Origin of the sequence: Bradyrhizobium manausense (assembly GCF_001440035.1) — a bacterium.
GTDB lineage: Bacteria > Pseudomonadota > Alphaproteobacteria > Rhizobiales > Xanthobacteraceae > Bradyrhizobium > Bradyrhizobium manausense.
The window spans coordinates 231,341-252,898 of sequence record NZ_LJYG01000016.1 but is presented as its reverse complement, the minus strand read 5'-3'; the positions used below and the strand labels follow the sequence as shown (position 1 = coordinate 252,898).

The 21,558-nt window shown below is 64.6% G+C and carries 20 protein-coding genes; 8 read left to right on the top strand and 12 right to left on the bottom strand.

What is annotated here, in order from left to right:
• On the bottom strand, positions 1–1,438 hold a 1,438-nt coding region (locus tag AOQ71_RS03705), incomplete at its 3' end, for an ABC transporter ATP-binding protein/permease (RefSeq protein ID WP_245316678.1).
• A gap of 313 nt (positions 1,439–1,751) precedes the next feature.
• Between AOQ71_RS03705 and AOQ71_RS03695 the strand changes: the two genes are divergently transcribed.
• A complete protein-coding gene (locus tag AOQ71_RS03695; protein ID WP_057741808.1) occupies positions 1,752–3,416 on the top strand; it encodes an L-lactate permease in 1,665 nt (554 codons plus the stop codon).
• A gap of 136 nt (positions 3,417–3,552) precedes the next feature.
• Positions 3,553–3,951, top strand: a complete 399-nt coding sequence (locus AOQ71_RS03690; RefSeq protein WP_057741803.1) for an META domain-containing protein — start codon at positions 3,553–3,555, stop codon at positions 3,949–3,951.
• 116 nt (positions 3,952–4,067) lie between these two features.
• Here AOQ71_RS03690 and AOQ71_RS03685 read toward each other — a convergent pair whose 3' ends face one another.
• The 3 genes from AOQ71_RS03685 to AOQ71_RS03675 all read right to left on the bottom strand — a co-directional run bounded on the left by AOQ71_RS03685 (position 4,068) and on the right by AOQ71_RS03675 (position 7,564).
• The gene (locus tag AOQ71_RS03685) at positions 4,068–5,273 is read right to left on the bottom strand and encodes a hypothetical protein (protein WP_057741800.1); all 1,206 of its coding nucleotides are present in this window, start codon (positions 5,271–5,273) and stop codon (positions 4,068–4,070) included.
• A 137-nt stretch (positions 5,274–5,410) separates the two neighbouring features.
• The gene (gene groL, locus AOQ71_RS03680; protein ID WP_057741796.1) at positions 5,411–7,042 is read right to left on the bottom strand and encodes a chaperonin GroEL; all 1,632 of its coding nucleotides are present in this window, start codon (positions 7,040–7,042) and stop codon (positions 5,411–5,413) included.
• Positions 7,043–7,267: 225 nt separating this feature from the next.
• Complete coding sequence (locus AOQ71_RS03675; RefSeq protein WP_014491914.1) at positions 7,268–7,564, bottom strand: co-chaperone GroES; 297 nt, start codon at positions 7,562–7,564, stop codon at positions 7,268–7,270.
• A 317-nt stretch (positions 7,565–7,881) separates the two neighbouring features.
• Between AOQ71_RS03675 and AOQ71_RS03670 the strand changes: the two genes are divergently transcribed.
• Positions 7,882–8,400, top strand: coding sequence for a hypothetical protein (locus AOQ71_RS03670; protein ID WP_057741793.1), 519 nt, complete (start codon positions 7,882–7,884; stop codon positions 8,398–8,400).
• Positions 8,401–8,563: 163 nt separating this feature from the next.
• Here the strand turns inward: AOQ71_RS03670 and AOQ71_RS03665 are convergent, their stop codons facing one another.
• Positions 8,564–9,328: a protein phosphatase CheZ gene (locus AOQ71_RS03665; protein WP_057741789.1), complete on the bottom strand. Its 765-nt coding sequence runs from the start codon at positions 9,326–9,328 to the stop codon at positions 8,564–8,566.
• Between the two features lie 312 nt (positions 9,329–9,640).
• Here AOQ71_RS03665 and AOQ71_RS03660 point away from each other — a divergent pair, with 312 nt between their 5' ends.
• Positions 9,641–10,471, top strand: a complete 831-nt coding sequence (locus tag AOQ71_RS03660) for a L,D-transpeptidase (RefSeq protein WP_057741786.1) — start codon at positions 9,641–9,643, stop codon at positions 10,469–10,471.
• A gap of 586 nt (positions 10,472–11,057) precedes the next feature.
• Here AOQ71_RS03660 and AOQ71_RS03655 read toward each other — a convergent pair.
• From AOQ71_RS03655 to AOQ71_RS03635, 5 genes are all read right to left on the bottom strand, one after another.
• The gene (locus tag AOQ71_RS03655; protein ID WP_057741783.1) at positions 11,058–11,891 is read right to left on the bottom strand and encodes a DUF2076 domain-containing protein; all 834 of its coding nucleotides are present in this window, start codon (positions 11,889–11,891) and stop codon (positions 11,058–11,060) included.
• 125 nt (positions 11,892–12,016) lie between these two features.
• Complete coding sequence (locus AOQ71_RS03650; RefSeq protein ID WP_057741780.1) at positions 12,017–12,862, bottom strand: ChbG/HpnK family deacetylase; 846 nt, start codon at positions 12,860–12,862, stop codon at positions 12,017–12,019.
• A complete protein-coding gene (locus AOQ71_RS03645; protein ID WP_057741777.1) occupies positions 12,859–13,905 on the bottom strand; it encodes a glycosyltransferase family 2 protein in 1,047 nt (348 codons plus the stop codon). The genes AOQ71_RS03650 and AOQ71_RS03645 overlap by 4 nt, the downstream gene beginning before the upstream one ends.
• 101 nt (positions 13,906–14,006) lie before the next feature.
• Complete coding sequence (hisG, locus tag AOQ71_RS03640; protein ID WP_057741773.1) at positions 14,007–14,984, bottom strand: ATP phosphoribosyltransferase; 978 nt, start codon at positions 14,982–14,984, stop codon at positions 14,007–14,009.
• A gap of 3 nt (positions 14,985–14,987) precedes the next feature.
• Positions 14,988–16,139: an ATP phosphoribosyltransferase regulatory subunit gene (locus AOQ71_RS03635; RefSeq protein WP_057742004.1), complete on the bottom strand. Its 1,152-nt coding sequence runs from the start codon at positions 16,137–16,139 to the stop codon at positions 14,988–14,990.
• 745 nt (positions 16,140–16,884) lie between these two features.
• Here AOQ71_RS03635 and AOQ71_RS03630 point away from each other — a divergent pair.
• Together AOQ71_RS03630 and AOQ71_RS03625 are read left to right on the top strand one after the other, a co-directional pair.
• Positions 16,885–17,391, top strand: coding sequence for a hypothetical protein (locus tag AOQ71_RS03630; protein ID WP_057742001.1), 507 nt, complete (start codon positions 16,885–16,887; stop codon positions 17,389–17,391).
• A gap of 10 nt (positions 17,392–17,401) precedes the next feature.
• Positions 17,402–18,409, top strand: a complete 1,008-nt coding sequence (locus AOQ71_RS03625) for a helix-turn-helix domain-containing protein (protein ID WP_083513902.1) — start codon at positions 17,402–17,404, stop codon at positions 18,407–18,409.
• Positions 18,410–18,434: 25 nt separating this feature from the next.
• On the opposite strand, the gene AOQ71_RS03620 is transcribed toward AOQ71_RS03625, so the two are convergent.
• The gene (locus AOQ71_RS03620) at positions 18,435–19,190 is read right to left on the bottom strand and encodes a 16S rRNA (uracil(1498)-N(3))-methyltransferase (RefSeq protein ID WP_057741769.1); all 756 of its coding nucleotides are present in this window, start codon (positions 19,188–19,190) and stop codon (positions 18,435–18,437) included.
• 208 nt (positions 19,191–19,398) lie between these two features.
• Between AOQ71_RS03620 and AOQ71_RS03615 the strand changes: the two genes are divergently transcribed.
• Together AOQ71_RS03615 and ubiA are read left to right on the top strand one after the other, a co-directional pair.
• Complete coding sequence (locus tag AOQ71_RS03615) at positions 19,399–20,058, top strand: hypothetical protein (RefSeq protein WP_057741766.1); 660 nt, start codon at positions 19,399–19,401, stop codon at positions 20,056–20,058.
• Entirely contained in the window at positions 20,055–20,987 is a 933-nt protein-coding gene (ubiA, locus tag AOQ71_RS03610) for a 4-hydroxybenzoate octaprenyltransferase (RefSeq protein ID WP_057741763.1), read from the top strand. Before AOQ71_RS03615 ends, ubiA begins: the two co-directional genes overlap by 4 nt.
• 104 nt (positions 20,988–21,091) lie before the next feature.
• On the opposite strand, the gene AOQ71_RS03605 is transcribed toward ubiA, so the two are convergent.
• Positions 21,092–21,558: DUF6101 family protein (locus AOQ71_RS03605; protein ID WP_245316676.1), on the bottom strand; the 467-nt coding region annotated here is incomplete at its 5' end.

Genomic DNA, 21,558 nt, shown 5'->3' with positions numbered 1-21,558 from the left:
CGAGGTCGGGCAGGCCGACCGATACCACCGCATCGCGGATCTGGGCTGCCTGGAACGCGCCGGGCGCGGCCGGATAGATCACGGCATCCCCGAGCGCGCCGACCGGGAAATAGGGGCGCTGCGGCAGCATCATCAGCTTCGCCTTGGCGGGGATGACGATGCTGCCGGTGCCGAACGGCCAGATGCCGGCAATCGCCCGGAACAGCGTCGACTTGCCGGCGCCAGACGGCCCGGTCACAAGCACGCGCTCCGGCGTCTGGATCGCGAAGCCGTCGGCTGCGACCAGCGGCGTGCCGTTGGGAAGATACACGCAGAGCTTCTCGAGGCCGATATTGCGGCTGCCGCCGGCCGCCCTGAGTTCGATCGTGGCCTCATGCGCCGGCAGGTTCGCTGCCGAATTGACCGACATCTCGAAGCCGTCGAGACGGGCGACGATCGAACGCCATTCCGCCAGCGACCGATAGGCCGTGACGAAGAACGACAGGGCACCTTGCACGCTCGAAAACGCCGATGCCGTCTGCATCATGTCGCCGAGCTGGATCTTCTTGGCAAAGAAGGCCGGTGCGACCAGCACGTAGGGAAAGATCACGGCGGCCTGTTGATAGCTCGCCGTGAACATCGTGAGGCGCTTGGTCCGGCTCATGATCGCGTACCAATTGCCGATCACGAAGCCGAAGCGGTCCAGCAGGCGACCGCGCTCGGCGCCTTCGCCCTTCAGAAGTGCGATCTGCTCGGAGTTTTCGCGGACGCGAACGAGATTGAAGCGGAAGTCAGCCTCGAAGCGCTGCTGCTCGAAATTGAGGTTGACCAGCGGTGCGCCGATCCAGTGCGTCAGGGCGGTGCCGAAGATCGCGTAGATCAAGGCACCCCAGCACAGATAGCCCGGGATCATGTAGTCGCTGCCGAACAAATGCAGCGGCGCGGCGTTGGAGAGACCCCAGAGGATGATGACGAAGGAGAACAGCGTCACGATCGATGAGAGCAGGCCGAGGCCGATGGTCAGGGTTTGCTCGACGAAGTTCTTGACGTCTTCGGTGATGCGCTGGTCGGGGTTGTCGGCGGCATCGCCCTTGAGCTGCATGCGATAGTGCGTGGCGCCGCTCAGCCATTCGCCGAGATAATGCCGGGTCAGCCATTGCCGCCAGCGGATCTGCAGCCATTGGTTCAGATAGAGCTTGTAGACGGCGAGCGCGATATAGACCGAGGCGAGGCCGACGAAGATCCAGATCTGCGTGATGAAGGCATCCCAGTCGCTGGCCTGGAGCGCACTGTAGAACCGGTTCTGCCACTGGTTCACCAGCACGTCGATGGCGACGAGTGCCAGCTCCATGGCGACGACTGCCGCAAGCAGGCCGCGACCGGCCCATTTGTCCTCCGATCGGAAATAGGGGATGGCGATTCGCCAGACGATCGCGAGCGTGGCGCGGATGTTGTTCACAGAGCGAGATCTCCTGAGGGATATTCACAGTGGCCCCGAAGCCAAGCGGCTCGGCCGTAGCGGAAAAGCGGCGCACTTAGACTAAAGTCGCAAGGCCTGCAATTTGCGTTGGCGAGCCGCAGCTTGCAACCCTAGCATGGGCATAACGGCGTGGGGTGGGGGCCTCCAGATTTTCGCGACCTTGTGAGCAGGCGGGAACCGCTGCTGATCCGAGGAATTCGCGTCCAACTCGGGGGTTATCGCTTCCAGCGTCAAGCAGGTCCGGCCGCCCACGCGGGTCACCTGCCGTACACATGCGTGGGGGAGGAAGACCATGTGGAATCAAATCTATGATCCGTTGCACAGTCCCGTGCTGTCGACGATCGCGGCGGCGGTACCCGTCGTCACGCTGCTGGTGCTGATCGCGAGCGGGCGCGTTCAGGCTCACATCGCGGCCATCATCGCCGTGATCGTGACCAACCTGATCACGATCTTCGTGTTCACCATGCCGGCGAACATGTCGATCCGCGCCTCGATCCTCGGCATCGTGACCGGCTTCTTCCCGATCGGCTGGATCGTTCTCAACGTCATCTTCCTCTACCAGGTGACGGTGACCACCGGTCGCTTCGAGCTGCTCAAGCGCGCGGTCGGCGGCGTTACCGAGGATCGGCGGCTGCAATTGCTGCTGATCGCATTTTCGTTCGGCGCGTTCTTCGAGGGCGCCTCGGGCTTCGGTACGCCGGTGGCAATCACCGGTGCCGTGCTGATCGGCCTCGGCTTCTCGCCGCTTGCGGCCTCCGGCCTCTCGCTGATCGCCAACACCGCGCCGGTCGCCTTCGGCGCGCTGGGCACCCCGATCCAGGGCCTCGCCTCGGTCACCGGGCTTGACCCCTACATCCTCGGCGCGATGGTCGGACGGCAATTGCCGCTGTTCTCGCTGATCGTGCCGTTCTGGGTGGTGTGGGCGTTCGCGGGCTGGAGAGGCATGAAGGACGTCTGGCCGGCGATCCTCGTCACCGGCGTCTCGTTCGCGGTCCCGCAATTCGTGATCTCGAACTTCGTCAATCCCTGGATCGTCGACATCGGCGCCTCGCTGATCTCGATGGGCGCGCTGATTCTGTTCCTGAGGGTCTGGCGACCGAAGCAGCTCTGGCTGTCGCCGGCACTGCGCGGACATGATGAATCGGGCGCGACGATGGCGACCGCCAAGCCGCTCGACAAGACGCCGCTCACCGAGAGCGAGCTGTTCAGCGCACTGCTGCCGTGGATCATCGTCTGCGTCGTGATGCTGATCTGGGGCAACGGAGCCTTCAAGACCTGGGCGAACGGGATCTTCGTCTGGAATTATCCGGTTCCCGAGCTGCACCAGATGATCAACAAGATGCCGCCGGTCGCGCCTGCGCCGACCAAGGAAGCGGCGGTGTTCGGCTTCACCTACCTGTCCTTCACCGGCACCGGCATGTTGATCGCGGCGATCATCTCCGGCGTCCTGATGGGTGTCGGGCCGGGCCGGCTGCTGGTCGAATACGGCCGCACCATCAGGCTGTGCGCGATCTCGTTGATCACGATCTCGGCGATGCTCGCGATCGGCACCTTGACGCGGCTCTCCGGCGTCGATGCGACGCTGGGTCTCGCCTTTGCCGCGACCGGCGTGCTCTATCCCTTCTTCGGCACGCTGCTCGGCTGGTTGGGCGTGGCGCTGACGGGATCGGATACGTCGTCGAACATCCTGTTCGGCAACCTCCAGAAGATCACCTCGCAGCAGCTCGGCCTCTCGCCGATCCTGATGGCGGCGGCGAACTCGTCCGGCGGCGTGATGGGCAAGATGATCGACGCGCAATCGATCGTCGTCGCCTCCACCGCGACCAACTGGTACGGCCACGAAGGCACCATCCTGCGCTTCGTGTTCTGGCACTCGATCGTGCTGGCCTGCCTCGTCGGCGTGTTCGTGACGCTGCAAGCCTATGTCTATCCGTTCACGGAGCTCGTCCTGAAGTAGCAGCGAGGCCCCGCTTCGACGCAAAATCCCCGCGGGATCGTGCCGCGGGGATTTTTGCATCGAGCGTCGACGAACCTTCTCAAAGTGTCTGCTGTCTTATAGAAGACCCGGCGATTCGGGTTGGTCGAGAGGTCTCATGGTGTCGTTGAAGCGGGTGTTCTGTGCGGTGGTCGCGTTGCTGTCGATGTCGCTCGTTGCGAAGGCCGAGGACGGCTTTCCCTTCGGCGCCGAGATGACGCTGGAGGCCGTGCCGCAGCCCGGCTCGAAGCGGATTCCGAACATCGAGATCGGCGACAATGGCGAGGTCGTGCTCGAGCTCTGGTGCAAGGGCGGCAAGGGTCAGTTCTCGGTGGCCGGCAACACCGTGATCTTCGTCCCCGGCCAGATCCAGGATCGTTCCTGTCCGCCCGCCAAGGCTCAGGCCGATGACGAACTCATCGCCGCGCTCGCCGCGGTCGAAACCTGGAAACGTCAGGGCGACATGCTCACGCTGATCGGCCCGAAGACGCTGCGGTTTCGCGAGAACGGGAATTGACCGTTACGTCATTTTAGGGCGCGCGAAGCGCGAACCCCGGAATGCATTGATCAACGGAACAGGTGGCGTGATGGATTCCGGGTTCGACGCTAGCGCGTCGCCCCGGAATGACTTCGTCACTTCCACACCGACTTGTCTGCGTCCCAGCGCTGGCCTTTCAGCTCCTTGGCGAGCGCTTCGATCGAGCCGTTGTCGTCGGGCTGGTCGCCTTCCTCATCGGCCGTCGCTTCATCCGAGAGGTTGAGCTTGGCGCCGCTGCTTTCGTCTGATGTCGTGGTCGAGGGGCTGCCGATCCAGACGATCAGCTTGTCCGATGTCCCCGGCTTGTCGGCGGAGACAAGGGTTGAGACCTCGATCGTGTCGGTGAGCTCGAGCGTCGGGAAGTCCTGATTCGGCCGCTTGAACACCAGCTTGAGCTTGCCGGTGGCGGCGTTGAAGCTCTGCGAGACCGGCTTGGCCGCAAGCGTCTTGCTCAGCACGCCGGCGATTGCGCCTGCGAGCTTGTCGCGGTTGATCTTGTCGCCGTCGCGCCAGTCGGCGGCGCCAATGCGGATGGTGCGATCCATTTCCACCAGTCCCGCGGTCCAGCCGGCGGCGGTGACGCCCGGCATCGTCTTGAATTTTGCCAGCAGCGCGGCCGCACGCTCCGGATCGGCCGACATGTTGATGGTCTGCTCGCCGGCGCGCAGCGCGTCACAGCCGACCGTCAGGCTTGCCAGCGTCACCTCGACATCCTGGCCCTTGAGGCTCTTCAGGAAGTCGGTCGCGGCATCGAGCTTGACCTTGACCGCGATTGCCTCCGGCGAGACTTCGGTAAAGTCCTTCGGCTGGGGCGTAATGCCGTCGTCGGTGGTCTGGTTGTCCAGAAACTCCTTCTCGCTGAGATCGGAATTGTCCGGCGAGGTCACTTCGGTCACGGCCTGGCCGATGCCGATCTGGCCGCGGAACTCAAAGGTGTCGCCGGTGGGCTTGCGCGTGAGCTTGACCGTGACGGGCGCCTTGGCGCCGAGGCTCGTGGTCGTGCCGGTCAAGGTCTGGCCGGAGACCTGGAGATTGACGACGAAGCGGTCCTTGCGATCGGAATTTTTCGCCACGGGATAGCAAACGTCGAGCACGGCCGCGGTGACCGTCTTGCCCTGCCGCGTCTCCTTCAGGATGACGTCGGCGTTGCCGTCCATCAGCCCGTCGATCGAGGTGAAATAGCGCGTGTCGGTGCCGCCGGGCGCCGCGGCCTTCGGCGACAGCTTCATCTGGGCTGATACGAGTCCCGGAGACATGACGAGCAGGCTCGCCAAGAGAGCCGTCGGAAAAAGCGCGCGCATTGACGAAATCCTCAAATCAGAATCGGCGCGCCACCGTAATGGGTTTTGTCAGCCGGTTGAAGCGCAGGCCAGTGTGGGCAAAAAAGAAGGCCGCCCGGAGGCGGCCTTCGCAATCGTGTCCGCGGGAAGGATGGGCTTTAGAAACCGCCCATGCCGCCGCCGGCCGGCATGGCGGGCGCGGCTTCCTTCTTCGGCGTCTCGGCGACCATGGCTTCGGTGGTCACCAGCAGGCCGGCCACGGAGGAGGCGTCCTGCAGCGCGGTGCGCACCACCTTGGCGGGATCGATGATGCCTTTCTCGATCATGTCGACATAGTCCTCGGTCTGGGCGTCGAAGCCGAAGGTCTCGGACTTGTTCTCCAGGATCTTGCCGACCACGATCGAGCCCTCGACGCCGGCATTCTCCGAGATCTGGCGGATCGGAGCTTCCAGCGCCTTCAGCACGATATTGATGCCGGCCTGCACGTCGGCATTGGCGTTGGTGAGACGGCCGACCGCCTTCTTGGCGCGCAGCAAGGTCACGCCGCCGCCGGGGACGATGCCTTCCTGCACCGCGGCGCGGGTGGCGTTGAGCGCGTCCTCGACGCGGTCCTTCTTCTCCTTGACCTCGATCTCGGTGGCGCCGCCGACGCGGATCACCGCGACGCCGCCGGCGAGCTTGGCCAGGCGCTCCTGCAGCTTCTCACGGTCGTAGTCCGAGGTGGTCTCCTCGATCTGGGCCTTGATCTGGCCGACGCGGGCCTCGATGTCCGGCTTCTTGCCGGCGCCCTTGACGATCGTGGTGTTCTCCTTGTCGATCACGACCTTGCCGGCGCGGCCGAGCATCTTCACCGTGACGTTCTCGAGCTTCATGCCGAGGTCCTCGGAGATCAGCTGGCCACCGGTGAGGATGGCGAGGTCTTCCAGCATGGCCTTGCGGCGGTCACCGAAGCCGGGCGCCTTGACGGCGGCGACCTTGAGGCCGCCACGCAGGCGGTTGACGACCAGGGTCGCCAGCGCCTCGCCCTCGACGTCCTCGGCGATGATGACGAGCGGCTTGCCCGACTGCACCACGGCTTCGAGCACCGGCAGCATGGCCTGCAGGCCGGAGAGCTTCTTCTCGTGCAGGAGGATGTAGGCGTCCTCGAGCTCGGCGGTCATCTTCTCGGGGTTGGTGACGAAGTACGGGCTGAGATAGCCGCGATCGAACTTCATGCCCTCGACGATGTCGACTTCGGTGTCGAGCGACTTGTTTTCCTCGACGGTGATGACGCCCTCGTTGCCGACCTTCTGCATCGCCTGCGCGATCATCTTGCCGATGGCCGAATCGCCGTTGGCCGAGATGGTGCCGACCTGGGCGACCTCGGAGGAGGCGGCGACGGGCTTGGCGCGCTTCTCGATGTCCTTGACGACGGCATGGACCGCGGTGTCGATGCCGCGCTTGAGGTCCATCGGATTCATGCCGGCGGCAACCGCCTTGGCGCCTTCGCGCACGATGGCCTGGGCCAGCACGGTCGCGGTGGTGGTGCCGTCGCCGGCGAGGTCGTTGGTCTTGGAGGCGACCTCTCGCACCATCTGGGCGCCCATGTTCTCGAACTTGTCCTCGAGCTCGATCTCCTTGGCGACGGTGACGCCGTCCTTGGTGATGCGGGGCGCACCGAAGCTCTTCTCGATGACGACGTTGCGGCCCTTCGGGCCGAGCGTCACCTTGACGGCGTTGGCGAGAATGTCGACGCCGCGCAGCATGCGATCGCGCGCGTCTCCGGAAAACTTGACGTCCTTGGCAGCCATTGTCTGCAATCCTTCTTAATCCGTGATGTGTCTGTCGCACTCCGTTCGTCATTGCCGGGCTTGACCCGCCTGCGCGGCCGAAGCCGCTTCGGCGTGGCGTAGGCCCGGCAATCCATCTCACTGCGAAGAAGGATGGATGCCCGGGTCATCTAGCGCGAAGACGCGCTTCGCGCTTCTGCCCGGACATGACGATGAGATATTCAGCGGCCGTTCAGACGGATGGCTCTAGGCCATCACGCCCATGATGTCCGACTCCTTCATGATCAGGAGCTCTTCGTTGTCGATCTTGACCTCGGTGCCCGACCACTTGCCGAACAGCACGCGGTCGCCGACCTTGAGGTCGATCGGGATCAGCTTGCCCGCCTCGTCCCGGCCGCCGGGCCCGACGGCGACGACTTCGCCCTGGGACGGCTTTTCCTTGGCGGTGTCGGGGATAATGATGCCGCCCTTGGTCTTTTCCTCGGCGTCGATACGTTTGACCACGACACGGTCATGCAGCGGACGAAATTTGGACTTAGCCATGACGTTTCCCTTTGGAGGCTCGCTTTTCGATAAGCAGCGGAAGTGAGTGGGGGCGGCGCTGCCGTTCTCCCTCTTGCCGAGGGCGAGCGGCGCGCTTAGCAATCGGTCTTTCCGAGTGCTAATAGGGCGCAGGGGATATGGCTTGGCTGTGATCCTGTCAAGCAAAGGTGGTTAAGCGATTGGTGAGGCGGATATAGGATGGTGGCACTGGAAGCTCGTTCGGGGCAGAGGCGTATCTTAGGACGTCATTGCCCTGGCTGCGGTTTTGCGCTTGGCTGCGGGAGGGATGCGGCCATGGTCTTGTTCGGGGGAATGCCATGATCAGTTCAGCTCACGCGCGCACGTTTGCCAATCTGGCGGCGGCCTCTGGCCTGGCGCTGCTGCTGGGGGCCTGCGGCGGCGGCATGAGCCTGCCGTCCTTCTCGTCCCAGCCGGCGCCCGAGGCCGAGCCCGGCGTCGCGCCGGAAATGCCGGCCTCGATCCGCGCCGACGAGATCGTCGGCCGCTGGGGCCTTGCCTCGTTCCAGAACCCGGCCGACCGCGCCCGCACCGAGGCGGCCGCGCGGGCCCAGTGCAAGAACCCCTACGTCATCGGCGCCGGCTCCTCCGGCGGGGTGATCATGCATCTGGCCGACCAGGCCACGCCGCAGGAACTGCGGCTGAAGGGCTCGCCGAGCGGCAAGAACTATATCGGCCCATCCGGCCCGACGCCGGGCGAGCAGGACCGCGAGATCGTCTCCTTCGACGGCCGCGTCATGATCACCCGCTTCGTCGACAAGGACGCCGCCACCCGCTACGGCAACATGGTCTACGTCCGCTGCGCGCCGCGGGCGTGATTTCTCTCCGTCATTCCGGGGCGGTCCGCAGGACCGAACCCGGAATCTCGAGATTCCGGGTTCACGCTTCGCGTGCCCCGGAATGACAGTTTGAGGGAAATGAAGACAACAAAAAACGCCGGCCCTCGGGCCGGCGTTTTGTTTTCTCTCTGTCGCGTCGCGCTCAGTCGAACAGCGCGTCGATGTCGTCCTGCGAGGCGTGGCCGACGTCGCCGGCGAGTTTCGGGCCGTTGAGCAGCTTTTCGTCTTCGCTGCGGTTGTCGACATGGACCGGCACGTGGGACTTGATGGCGTCGACGCCACCCCAGATCTCCATCATCGCGTTGATGTGCTGCTCGATGAACTTCATCGTGCTCATGACCTTGCTGATGCGCTGGCCGGTCAGGTCCTGGAAGTTGCAGGCCTCGAAGATCGAGATGACGCGTTCCTGGATGTCGTCGGCGAGCCGCTTCTGCTGATCGATCGAGTCCACCTTGGACATCGCGCTCGCCGCCTGGTCGATCGACTCCGCGGCTTCGAGGATCTGCTGGGTCGCCTGTTCGGTGCCGCCGACCACCGCGCCGAGTTCGCCATTGACCTTGGCCATCTCGCCGCCGTCGAAGCTCTTGCCGTGCAAGGTCGCGATCTCGCGCTTGGTGCGGTCGATGGCATCGTGGATGAGGTCGAGCTCGACTTTCAGCTTTTCGCACTGCTCGATCTGGGCGCGGTAGGTCTCCAGCAGCGCGCGCGTTTCGGCAACTTCGTGCGCCACGACGGTGTCGCTCTGCGGCTGCGCGGCGTGGCCGCCTCGCGCCATCTGGGCGCGGATCGCGCGCAACTCCGCCATGATTTCGCTATGCATCGGGCCTGCCTCTTCAGTCATGTCCAGAATCGGCATCTCGCCACCGGCGATATCCTCGACACGAAAACGCTTGCGGTGAACAGCCATCAGGATACTCCCCCCACCTCACTCACGCGTCTTTGTAGACAGAAGCGATTTAACACGAGGTTCACGTCCGGAACTGTTGCGCAGCCGCGCGCGACGGCACGCAAACGCACGATTAACCATGAGGCTTTGCCTTTCATCGAAAATAAACGCTGATCGGGAAATTGCAGCGTTGCTCGCGACGTGGTGAATCGAAACGCCTGTTCTGTTTACCAAACGAAACCGAGTTTGCTCTTTATTGACCACGTCGAGGACGCGATCAGCCAGCGCGTTCGGCGGCGAATGCAACTAGACGAAACAGTACAGAGTACGTCGATGTTCAAGAAAATGTCTGTCGCGCTGCTCGGCAGCGCATGCGCCTTCATTGTCGGCGCTACCAGCGCCAGCGCCTTCGACAATAGCGCGCCGAACGATCCGCCCGCGGTGCTCTACCGGCCGCGTGTCGTCCCGGCGCCGGTGCGCGTCGCCTCCAACGCCAATATGGGCGGCGGCTTCATCGAGTTCCTGTTCGGCGACGGGCCCGGCCGCGGGCCGGCCTATGCGCCGGAGCAGCCGATCTATCAACAGCAGCCCGCCTACAATGATCCGCGTCGCCTGCCGCCGGTCGGCGAGCCGCAGATGCAAGGCGGATATCAACAAGGCGGTTATCAGCAAGGCGCAAGCTACCAGCAGGAAGCGATCGATCCGCGGCAGCGTCCGTTCGATCCGAAATTCGAGAAACAGCTGGTCGACTATAGCGGCAAGGAAAGCGCCGGCACCATCGTGGTCGATTCCAACAACAAGTTCCTTTACCTCGTCGAGGGCAACGGCCGGGCGCTGCGCTACGGCATCGGCGTCGGACGCGAGGGCTTCACCTGGACCGGCGTGAAATCGATCACCGCCAAGCGCGAATGGCCGGACTGGACACCGCCGGCGGAAATGCTCGCCCGCCGTCCCGATCTGCCCAGGCACATGGAAGGCGGCCCGGAAAATCCGCTCGGCGCCCGCGCGATGTATCTCGGCTCCACGCTCTATCGCATCCACGGCTCCAACGAACCCTGGACCATCGGCACCAACGTCTCCTCCGGCTGCATCCGCATGCGCAACGAGGACGTCATCGACCTCTATGGCCGCGTCAATGTCGGCACCAAGGTCGTGGTGATGTGAAGCGTCATGCGCTCGATGGGGCGATCAATCCGCGTGCTGCGTCGGCGCGAAATGCGGCAGCGAAGGGGACACTGCCGCCGCCGGACGCCTGCCTGAATGGTCTATATCCGGTGCCTCGACACGAGACGAGGGACAGCGGAGCGACGACGAGGAGTCGATGAAGCCGAATGCGGTGCGCGAGCCGAGAGGTTCAGCCGCCGCCGCAGCGACAGCTCTGCCTTCCTGAGGCGCTCGTGCAGTCCCTCCAACTCGTGCAATTCGGTGATGAGATGTGTTGCGACGTCGCTCAGGGTCGCAATGCGCTGCTGAAGTGGACTCATTCTTAAAACCCCCGACTATGCCAAGAGAGGCAGCCACGGCGTGTGGCATAAGCAACGTGTTCTTCCAGTTGAACACCCCTGTCCAAATTTGGAAATCCGGGAGTCTACGGCAGCGTGTGTCGAAGGAGGTTTTCGCTCTGCAGCACTAGTCATATTATATCGAACGGCCCTCTTGGCGTGTGGTGCAGAGCAGCGCGCGTTGAGCTGTTCTTGAAGAGAAATCGGCCGCCCGGAGGCGGCCGTTCCACACCTGTCGGCCGAATGGCCTACGCGTAATCGCTGCCGCCGTCGTCGCCACCGCCGAAGTCGCTGTCGTCGGCCGTGTCCACATTGTCGTTGTCGTTGTTGTCATAGCCCGGATCGTCGTTATCCCGATCGTTCGAGGCCTGGTCGAAGAAGCCTTGTTGAGAATCTTGCCGCGAATCCCGGCTCGATCCGATGTCATCGAGGCCGGCATCGCGCGCGAGCGAGCCGCCGGACTGGTCGCCGCTGCCGCCCCATGGGCTGCCGCCACGCTCCTCGATGATGGTGGTGTCACCAAAGGCCTGATGCGATCCGCCGCCCATCATGCCGCGAATGCTGGAGAGCAGCAGCGAGCCGCCGACCACGCCGGCCGCGGCTGCCGCCGCCGTGCCAAGGAACGAGCCGCCGCCGCCGATCGGTGGCGCGCCGTAGCTCTGTCCATATCCCTGGCCTTGTCCGTAGGCCTGACCATAAGGCCGCTGGCCATAGCCGGGCTGACCCTGCTGCATCGCCTGACCGCTGTTCCAGACCGGCCGGGAGTCACGCGGCGGCACGTTCGGAACCGAGCCGCGCGATTGGCTCGTGCCAAACAGCGTGTCGCGCATGGTGTCGAGAAAACCGCCGGACTGCGGCTGCGCGGGCGCTTGGGCGGCTTCCAGCTCCTGGATGCGATGATGGGCGCGCTTGAGCGCTTCGTCCTGCAGCAGCGTGGTCTGCACCAGCGCATAGACGGCGCCGGGCGCCTTGCGCAGGCCCTCGGAGATCGCGGCGACCGCGTCGGGATCGCGCGGTGCATTTTCCAGCTTTGAAAGCCGGTCGAAAAGGTCGTCGACGAGCTGGCGTTCCTGCGGCGTCATGATCTGTCTCCTTCGCGCGAAACAAGCGCAAGCGGGATGTAGGGTTCCAATGTGGCCCCAACAGTGCCAGTCGGATTAAATTTCGGTATGCGACAGACTGCCTGCCCGGCTTGTCTCTGCCGGTTTCATCCCAATGTCACGTTGCTCGTTGCGAGCAGCTGCGCGAAGGCGTCGCTGGCGAGATAGCCATGCTCGCGCTCCCTGACGTCGGTCATCGGATCGAGGCCGGTGAGAACCTCGTCGACAAAGCCGGGATGGCACATCACGAGGCCGCCTTCGGGCAGGCCCTCGAGGAATTGCCGCATCAGCTCGCCGAAATCGGCCGCGCGGGTGAAATCATAGGCGCCGGCAAAGGCGGGATTGAATGCAAGGCCGGCGCGGCCCGCACGGCGGCGGAATTGTGAACTGAGCAGATCGAGCACCAGGGCTTTCGGAGAGGCCAGCCGCTGCGCCAGCGGCAAATCGCGCCCGCCCTGGCGCACCCAGGCCTTTGGCGCGATCTCGCTGACTGCCTCGACAAAGCCGTCGCGCACCTGCGGAAACAGCTGCACGTGCTGATGCCCGTCGACGAAGTCGGGCGGACGGCCAAAGGCTTCCGCGAACGCCAGAAGCTGCGCTCTCACTTCGTTGCGGAAGAACTCGCTGTCGAGCCGGCGCATCAGCCCGGCGCGCAGCAGCTTTGGAAAAGCCATGAACATGTCGCCGTCGAGCGGGCGGAAATGCATGGTGAGCGGCCGGAACGGCGCCGAGAGCGTCACGTGCAGTCCGATCGCGCAGCGCGCGCTTGCTTTCGCGGCGGCAGAAAGCGCCGCAACCTCGCTCTGATCGATGGCGGGGCCCACCATCATCACCGAGGTGGCGTTGAGGCGGCCCCGCGCGATCAGGTCGCGAATGGCACGGTTGACGCCAGGGCTGATGCCGTAATCGTCGGCGCAGAGCCAGACATGCCGCAGGCGCGCGGCCGTGCTCATTCGGCCGCGGTCCTGTTCGATGCGTCGCTAGCCTTGTCGGCCTCGAAATGCTTCTCGCTGTGCTCGGCGACGAAGTAGATCGGACGCGCCTTCAGCTCGGAGAGGATCTTGCCGATATATTCACCGACGATGCCGATCATGATCAGCTGCACGCCGCCGATCGTCATCAGGCCGACCACGAGCGAGGGATAGCCCGGCACCTGCTTGCCCGTCGTGAACACCTCCCAGAGGATCGAGAGGCCGAACAGGAAGGCGACGCCGGCAAGCGCGACGCCGAGCAGGCTGGCAAAGCGCAACGGCGCCACCGAGAACGAGGTCAGGCCCTCGATCGACAGGCCGAGCAGGCGGGCAGCGTTGAAGGTGGTGACGCCATGGGCGCGCGCCGCAGGCTCGTAATCGACGCGAATCTGGCGGAAGCCGATCCAGCTGGCCAGCCCCTTGAAGAAGCGGTTGCGCTCCGGCAGTTGCCGAAGCGCGGTGACCGCGCGTGGCGACAGCAGGCGGAAGTCGCCGGCGTCCTCCGGAATCTTCTGGCGCGCGCCCCAATTGATCAGCGCGTAGAAGCCGTGCACGGCGAGGCGGCGCAGGAACGGCTCGTTGTCGCGATGCGCCTTGGCGGTATAGACGACGTCATAGCCGTCATCGATCCAGTGCCGCACCAATTGCTCGATCAGATCAGGCGGATGCTGTCCGTCGCCGTCCATGAACATGACGGCGCCGAGCCGGGCATGGTCGAGGCCGGCCATCAGCGCCGCCTCCTTGCCGAAATTGCGCGACAGCGACACCACCTGGACGTCGATCGCGTCGGCCGGCAGCGTGCGTGCGATCGACAGCGTGCTGTCCTTGCTGCCGTCGTCGACATAGACGACCTCGCAGGACAGACGGTAGCGTTGCCGCAAGGTCTTGGCGAGATCGCAGATACGCTGGTGCAGGGCGGCAAGGCCCGCCGCCTCGTTATAGACGGGGACGACAATCGACAGCCCCTTCGCGGCGGCATTCACCGCGGTGGTCGTCAGGGCGGAAACGTCAGAGCCCAGCGTCATCGATCAAGGTTCCAGAGCGCGTTCAAGGTCATCGGGGCAGCATATGGTAGCTGCAGCTTGCTGTCGCTACGCTGAACGGAGCTGCTCAATAGACTTTGGGCTCACTGCCGCAAGAACGCTTCGAGCTTGGCGAACAGCGGGTTCTCCCGATCGAACACGTAGTCGAGCGAGACCACCGAGACGGTCTCGGCCCCATGTTCGCGCAGGAAGCTCGCCAGCGCATAGAGCTGCCCGGGTGGGCAGTGCAGCGTGAGCATGCCCGACGAGGTCGGCCCGCCGAACGGAGCCTCGACGCCGAAGCGGCTGTGGGCTTCGCCGAGCAGGGCAGCGTCGCATTGCCGGAAGCGGGTCCGGACCTCTCGGTATTTGTTGGCGCGGGCCCGGGCCGCGATGTGGTCGAGGATGATGCGTGCGGTCTCGCGGGCTTGCGGCGACCAGTCGGCATCTTTCGAGGCGACCAGATTGGCCTGGCTGCGCAGGATCACACCGTCGTCGAGCACCCGCAGGCCGTTGGCGGCGAGCGTCGCGCCCGTCGTGGTGATGTCGACGATCAGCTCGGCGCTGCCGGCCGCCGGCGCGCCCTCGGTCGCGCCCGCGCTTTCGACGATGCGGTAGTCGCTGATGCCGCGCTGCGAGAAGAACGCGCGGGTGAGATTGATGAACTTGGTCGCGACCCGCATCCGCATGTGATGCTGCTCGCGAAAGCCGGTGGCGACGTCGTCGAGATCGGCCATGGTGCGGACGTCGATCCAGGCCTGCGGCACCGCGACGACGACGTCGGCATGGCCGAAGCCCAGCCCGTCGATCAGCGACACGCGCTTGTCCGCGTCCGCAATGTTCTCGCGCACCAGGTCTTCGCCGGTGACGCCGAAATGCGCGTAGCCCCGCGACAATTGCGCGGCGATCTCGCTCGCCGAGAGATAGGCGACCTCGACATTGTCGAGGCCCGCGATGGTGCCACGATAGTCGCGGGCGCCGCCGGCCTTGGACAGCTTGAGCCCGGCGCGGGCGAAGAAGGCTTCGGCATTTTCCTGAAGGCGGCCCTTGGAGGGAACGGCCAGGACGAACGGCGCGCTCATGGCTTAAGCTCCCACCTTGCGGCCGATGCTGGTCAGTGCATCCACCCAGACCGAGAAGCCGACCGCCGGTATCGGAGCGGCGGCTCCGAGCTGGGTCATCAGTCCATCATAGCGACCACCGGCAACCAGCGGCCCGGCGCCGTTACCCCTGTGATGCAGCTCGAATTCAAACCCGGTATAGTAGTCGAGGCCGCGTCCGAACGCGGTCGAGAAGCGCGTGCTCTTCACGTCGATACCGCGCGCGGCCATGAAGCCGACCCGGCTCTCGAGCTGGTCGATCGCGCCATTCAGGTCGAGCCTTGCCTCGGCGGTGAGCGCGCGCAGCGCGGCGACCGCCTCGTCCGGGTTGCCCGAGATCGACAGAAAGCGCTTCAGGACAGTGATCGCCTCGCGCGGCAGCTTGCCGCTCTTCAAGGTCGATTGCTCGAGGAAGCGGTCGGCGATCTCGGCCGTGGTGCGGCCGCCGACATTGGTGGTGCCGGCAATCGACATCAGGTCGGTGACGAAGGCCAGCGCGGCCTTGCGGTCGGAGCCGGCCAGTGCCGCCAGCACGCCCTCATATTCGCTGCGGGTAGCGGTGGTTTCGGCCGCCAGCCGTTCCAGATCCTGCTCGAGGCTGATCTTGCGGTTGAAGTCCTTGACCAGGCGGCGGCGCCAGACCGGATAGAGATTGAGCGCGTCGAGCAGCGCATTGAACAGCGCGACGTCGCCGGTACGGACCTCGATGTCGCGCACGCCGAAAGCGGCGGTCGCCTCCAGCGCCAGCGCCAGCGTCTCGGCATCGGCGGCAGCGCGGTCCTGGCGGCCGAACGACTCGATTCCGGCCTGAAGGAATTCACTGGCCTGTCCGCTGCGATAGCGGAATACGGGACCCAGATAGCTGAACCCGGCCGGCTGGCCGGCGCGGCTGGATGCGAGGTAATCGCGCGCCACGGGGATCGTCAGGTCGGGACGCAGGCAAAGCTCTTCGCCCGACAGGTCCGTCGTCAGATAGAGGCTTTTGCGGATGTCCTCGCCCGACAGGTCCAGGAACGGTTCGGCCGGCTGCAGAATGGCGGGCTCGGCCCTGACATAGCCGGCCTGCGCGAACGACAACAGCAGCGTGTCCGCCCAGGCGGCGGAGCCGGCAGCATTTGAGGTGGCAGTCGCGGTCATCTCGGGGTCCATCGTCCCGGGAGAACCGGGCAGGCAAGGGAGGCAAGGGGAGGCGCCAAAGGCAGGCACCGCTATTGGCGCAGCCCTTAGCATGGCCGGAAAGCGGTTTCGACCTCCAAAGGATCAATCGCTTAACGACTTTGGAGCCGCGCAGCCTGTCTCGCCCGGATCCCCTGCACGGCTCTCCAAAACCGGAAGAGGCTCGCGCTAAGAGTATCATTATACCTATATACAGGTTTCCGCGGCGTCCTCAAACCTGCCGGAGCTGCCTTGCTTCACTCAACTCCACGGTCTTTCGCCGTCGATGCTTGGTGCACGCCAGGTTTTGCGGTGTCCGACCCCGGGTCATTGGCGAGTCGCTCGGCGAGATCGAGAATTCTCTGCCGCTTGCGGGGGTCCGCGATGCCGCGAAAAGCTTTGATTAGGCCTAGTGCCTGGCGCTCGCAAACATCATCGTGCATTGTCATTCATCCAGTCAGACGGTCGGCTGAACGGAGCGGGCAGCATCGAAAGAGTTGGATGCTGTCCTGCATCGAACTCACGGCAGCCGCCGACCCGACGATCGTTTCGCAGCCGCGATGTCGATCGGGACATCGTCCGAACCGCGCGTCCCTCCCCAACGTCACAGTGAGTCACAATGAGAGATTGAGACTGCTTGGCAAGTTGTCACATACTCAATTTGGGTATGCCCAATGGTACGTTCGCTGCTGCCTTCGTCTACAAGATCAATGCTGGTTGCCGATTCATGCGCAATGCTTCTGATGTCATCCGGACGGTCTCGCGGCACACGCTGGCCTACATGCTGTTTTCGATCAGCGAGATGTTCCGGAACTACGAAGAATTCGATCCGATGGACCTTCTGATCGTTCATGCGATTCTCAATGCCAACGTCATCAATGTGATGAACGATCCTGCGCTGGACGAGAAGTTTTCGAGCATTCACACCGTCGAGCCTGACGCGATCAAGCAGGGCGTGTCGCGCGCGGCGCTCTCTCGTTTCCTCAGCCTGCCGCTGGAGACGGTTCGCCGTCGCGTGGCGGGACTGAAGCGGCGGAAGATTCTCGCCGAGACCAAGGCCGGACTGATCGTGACCGAGCAGAACGCATTCAGGTTCGGCAACAATCACGAACTGCAGAAGACCAACATGCTGCTGCTGACGAAATTGCTTCGCGATCTCAAGCGCGCCGGCATCAGCGGACCGGATGATCTGAGCGCCGCCAAATTCGCGGTCGCGGCAAAGGAAGCGAAGTAAGCGACGGGATATGGATCGAAGCCTTCTCGACATCGCCCGCGATGGAGCGAACAAGAGTGCGGCGGAACGCCTGTTGTCGTTCCAGGATCTCAAGCCGTCCTCGGCGCTCGAGCTGCAAACCTACGACATCGATCATTTCGGCGACAGCGAGAAATATGCCGGTGCATCGAGCATGCCGTTGTCCTCAGGCACGACCGCGATCATGCGCGCACGGCTGAGCCTGCCGAATCTGAGCCTGTCGCTGGTGAAGACCTTCCCGCGGATTGTCAGAGGGTACGATCTGGCACATGCCGCGGCCGTGGTGGTGCCGATGGATCATGTGACCTCGACGCGCATCAATGGGCAGTCAATCGGCAGCTCCATCGTCGTTCTGAAGGGTGCCTCCGACTGCCTTGTCCATGAACCGGTCGGCCGTCTGATCGGTGTCATCTACTTCACGCCGCCCGCATGCGAGCCATGGTCTCGCCTGGATGGGTATCATTTGCTGAGCCCGGCATCGGACATGCTTGCTGCCCTGCGCGGCCGGATTTCCGCGACGCTTGAAACTGCAGCCAACGATCCGGACGTCCTGAACGAGCCGGCGTCGCGAGCGGCTGTCGAACGATCGCTGCTCAGCGTGATGGACGCCACGATCGCAACGAGCATAGACAGCCGTTCTGCACACGCGACGACCTCGACTTATCTGCGGATCGTCGCCGAGATGGAAAGCTTGATCCGGCACGATCTGACGATCTGGCACAAGACCACCGAACTGGCGGAGCGTGTGGGCGTGTCGGTCCGGACTCTTCAGAGTGCGACCCAGGCCATCTGCGGCATGAGCCCGCATCGCTATTCCAGGGTCTTGCGCCTCTGGTCGGTGCGCCGGCAGCTGCGCACCGGCCCGGCACGGCGCAGCGTCAAGGCCTGCGCCATCGCGCACGGCTTCTGGCATTTGAGCGAGTTCGCGGCGAGCTATCGGGCGGCGTTCGGAGAGTTGCCGTCCGAGACCCTGCATCGATCGCTGCGCGAGCGCAGCTAGATGCGATCGTTCGCCAGGCGACGAGCTAACCGCTTCCGCCACCCCAATCGCCCAGCACGGCCTGGACCAGGGCCAGCGCCGCCACGGCGGCGGTGTCGGCCCGCATGATCCGCGGGCCCAGGGCCAGCCGCAGGATGTTCGGCTGCCGCAGCAGCAGGGTGCGCTCTTCCTCGGCAAACCCGCCTTCGGGGCCGATCAGCACGTCGATACCTTGGCCCGCCACGCTTGCGCCTTGCAGGCTCTGGATAGGGCTTTGGACCTCCGCCGCCTCGTCGCAGAAGATGAGCAGGCGGCCCACAGGGCGCTGACTGAGATACCGCTCCAGCGGCACCGGTTCGGCAACCGCGGCGATGCTCAAGATGCCGCATTGTTCCGCGGCCTCGACGACGTTGGCGCGCATCCGCTCGGTGTTGACCCGGGAGGCCTGGGTGAACCGGGTCAGGACCGGCTGCAGCCTGGCAGCGCCCATTTCGATGGCCTTCTGGACCATGTAGTCGAGCCGGGCGTGCTTGAGCGGGGCGAACACATAGGCGAGGTCGGGCAGCCGGTCCTGGGGACGGACCTGCTGGAGGATCACAAGGCTCTCGGGCCGCTTGCGGCCCTCGATCGCGGCCTGCCATTCGCCATCGCGGCCGTTGAAGGCCAAAACCTCGGCTCCAGCGGCAAGCCGCAGCACATTGCCGAGATAATTGCTCTGGTCGCGGTCGAGCGGAATCCTGGCATCCTGGGCCAGGGGGGCGTCAACGAACAGGCGGGGGGCGCGAAAATCGTGGGAGGGCATCTTTCAGGTCCGATTTGTCGCCGTTCTTAACCGAAAGCGGTAGTTTGGGGGGTAAATATCCCCGGATTGGTGTGTCGGCACGCCGCGCTCCTGCCCTATTCAACGGGTTGTTAAGTGCCGGCGGGAATCGTAAAAACGCCAGCACGCTGGTCGCGCTTCAATTGGGAAGACGCCTGAATCCGTAGCTCCTGCCGGAGAGACACTTTTGATGATCCGTCGTTTGATGGTTCCGATCACTGCCGCCATGGTCGTCATGGGCGCCGCGGGCGCTCACGCCCAGGGGTTCCCGGCGCCGCTGCCGAACCAGGCCGCACCCGATTCCGCATTTCCTCCCGTGAACGGCCGGGCGCCGGTCGCCTCCGTCGGCGCCCCGCCGCAGGCCTCTTTCCCGGTCAATGGTGCAGCTCCGATCGGTGGCGCGGGCGCCTTCAGCGCGGCTCCGCCGACCCAGGCCGGTTCCGGCGAGGATTGCATGAAGGCGTTCATCCCGCTGCGCGAGGACGCCGAGAAGCGCGGCAAGATGATCAAGGCCGCGAGCGATCGCCACGCCCCGCCTGACGAGGCCTGCAAATTGATCAGGGGCTTCGGCCAGGCCGAGCTCAAGATGATCAAGTATGTCGAGGCCCATGCCGCAAAATGCGGAATCCCGCCGACCGTCGCCGCGCAGATGAAGGAAGGTCACAAGAACACCGAGTCGATGCAGACCAAGGTCTGCAACGTCGCGCAGCAGATGGCGAACGGGCAGCGCGGTCCGGCCGGTCCGTCGCTGAGCGAGGTGGTGGGTTCGGGCGCGGCGCCGGAGGCCAATGCCAGCAAGAAGGGCGGCAGCACCTTCGACACGCTCAACGGCAACGTCCTCACGCGATGAGCGACACATCCGCCCGCGTTGCCGATTCCACCGGCAACTGGGTCGATACGCTCGCGCCGCAATGGGCACGGCCTTACTTGCGGGTGTCCCGCTTCGATCGCCCGATCGGCTCCTGGCTGCTGTTGATGCCGTGCTGGTGGTCGGCGGCGCTCGCCGGCGCGATGGCGCACGATATCCGTTCCCTGCCGCTCACCATCGTCCTGTTCCTCGTCGGAGCCTTCGTGATGCGCGGGGCGGGCTGCACCTGGAACGACATCACCGACCGCGACCTGGATGCCAAGGTCGAGCGCACCCGCTCACGGCCGCTGCCCGCCGGGCAGATCACCGTAAAGCAGGCGCTGGCCTTCATGATCGCGCAAGCGCTGATCGGCCTTGCAGTGCTGCTCCAGTTCAACCGCTTTGCGGTGGCGACCGGCATCGCCTCGCTCGTGATCGTCGCTATCTATCCCTTCATGAAGCGCGTCACCTGGTGGCCGCAGGTCTTCCTCGGTCTTGCCTTCTCGTGGGGCGCGTTGATGGGATTCGCCGTCACCTTCGGACGCATCGATATCACCGCGTTGGTGCTCTATGCGGGGTCGATCGCCTGGGTGATCGGCTATGACACCATCTATGCGCATCAGGACTCCGAGGACGATGCGCTGATCGGCGTCAAATCCACCGCGCGCCTGTTCGGCGCGCATACGCACCAGGCGTTGATCCTGTTCTATGGACTTGCGGTGGTGCTGATCGGCGTTGCGCTGGCGTCGGGCGATGTGCGCTGGCCGGCTTGGCTTGGCCTTGCGGCCTTCGCCGTGCATCTGGCCTGGCAGATCCAACGACTTCGGATCGACGATCCCGCGCTCTGCCTGCGTCTGTTCAAGTCGAACCGCGACGCGGGCCTGTTGCTGTTCGCGGGATTGCTGGCGGATGCGGTGATGCGAGCGGCCTGACGCAGATGCGTAGGGCGGATTAGCGAAGCGTAATCCGCCACTGTCTCTATCCGCGGAAACAGAAGAGGTGGGTTACGCCTACGGCTAACCCACCCTACGGCACCTCAATTGCGCGCGATGATCTCGCGTTCCTCGCGATGAACCGGCAGCTCGCGCGCCATGGCGCTGCGGCGGCGCATCAGGAATTTCGGACGGCGCGCGCGGATCGCGTTGGCGCGGCGGCGGCGCGGCGACGGCTTGCGGGCGCCTTCGTCGAGCTGCGGCAGCGCAAGGATATCGCTCCAGATCGCCCAGGCCTCGTTGAGTTCGTCGCCATCGGCGCTGACCAGCAGCGGAACGGAGAGCGAGGGATCGCGATGCACGAGGACGAGGGTCTGCGCCTCGTCATTGCCGCGCAGCGCGAGCCCGGTGAAGTCGCTGACGCGGACATTGATCGCCATCTGCATGCCGCGGACGGCACGGCGCAGCACGACACGCTCGCGATGAAGTTCGATCTGCCTGGTGTAGCCGTCGGCGCGCGGATCATGCGCATCGAAGCGGACCGGAAGGGAAAGAGGGTCGAGCCGCAGAG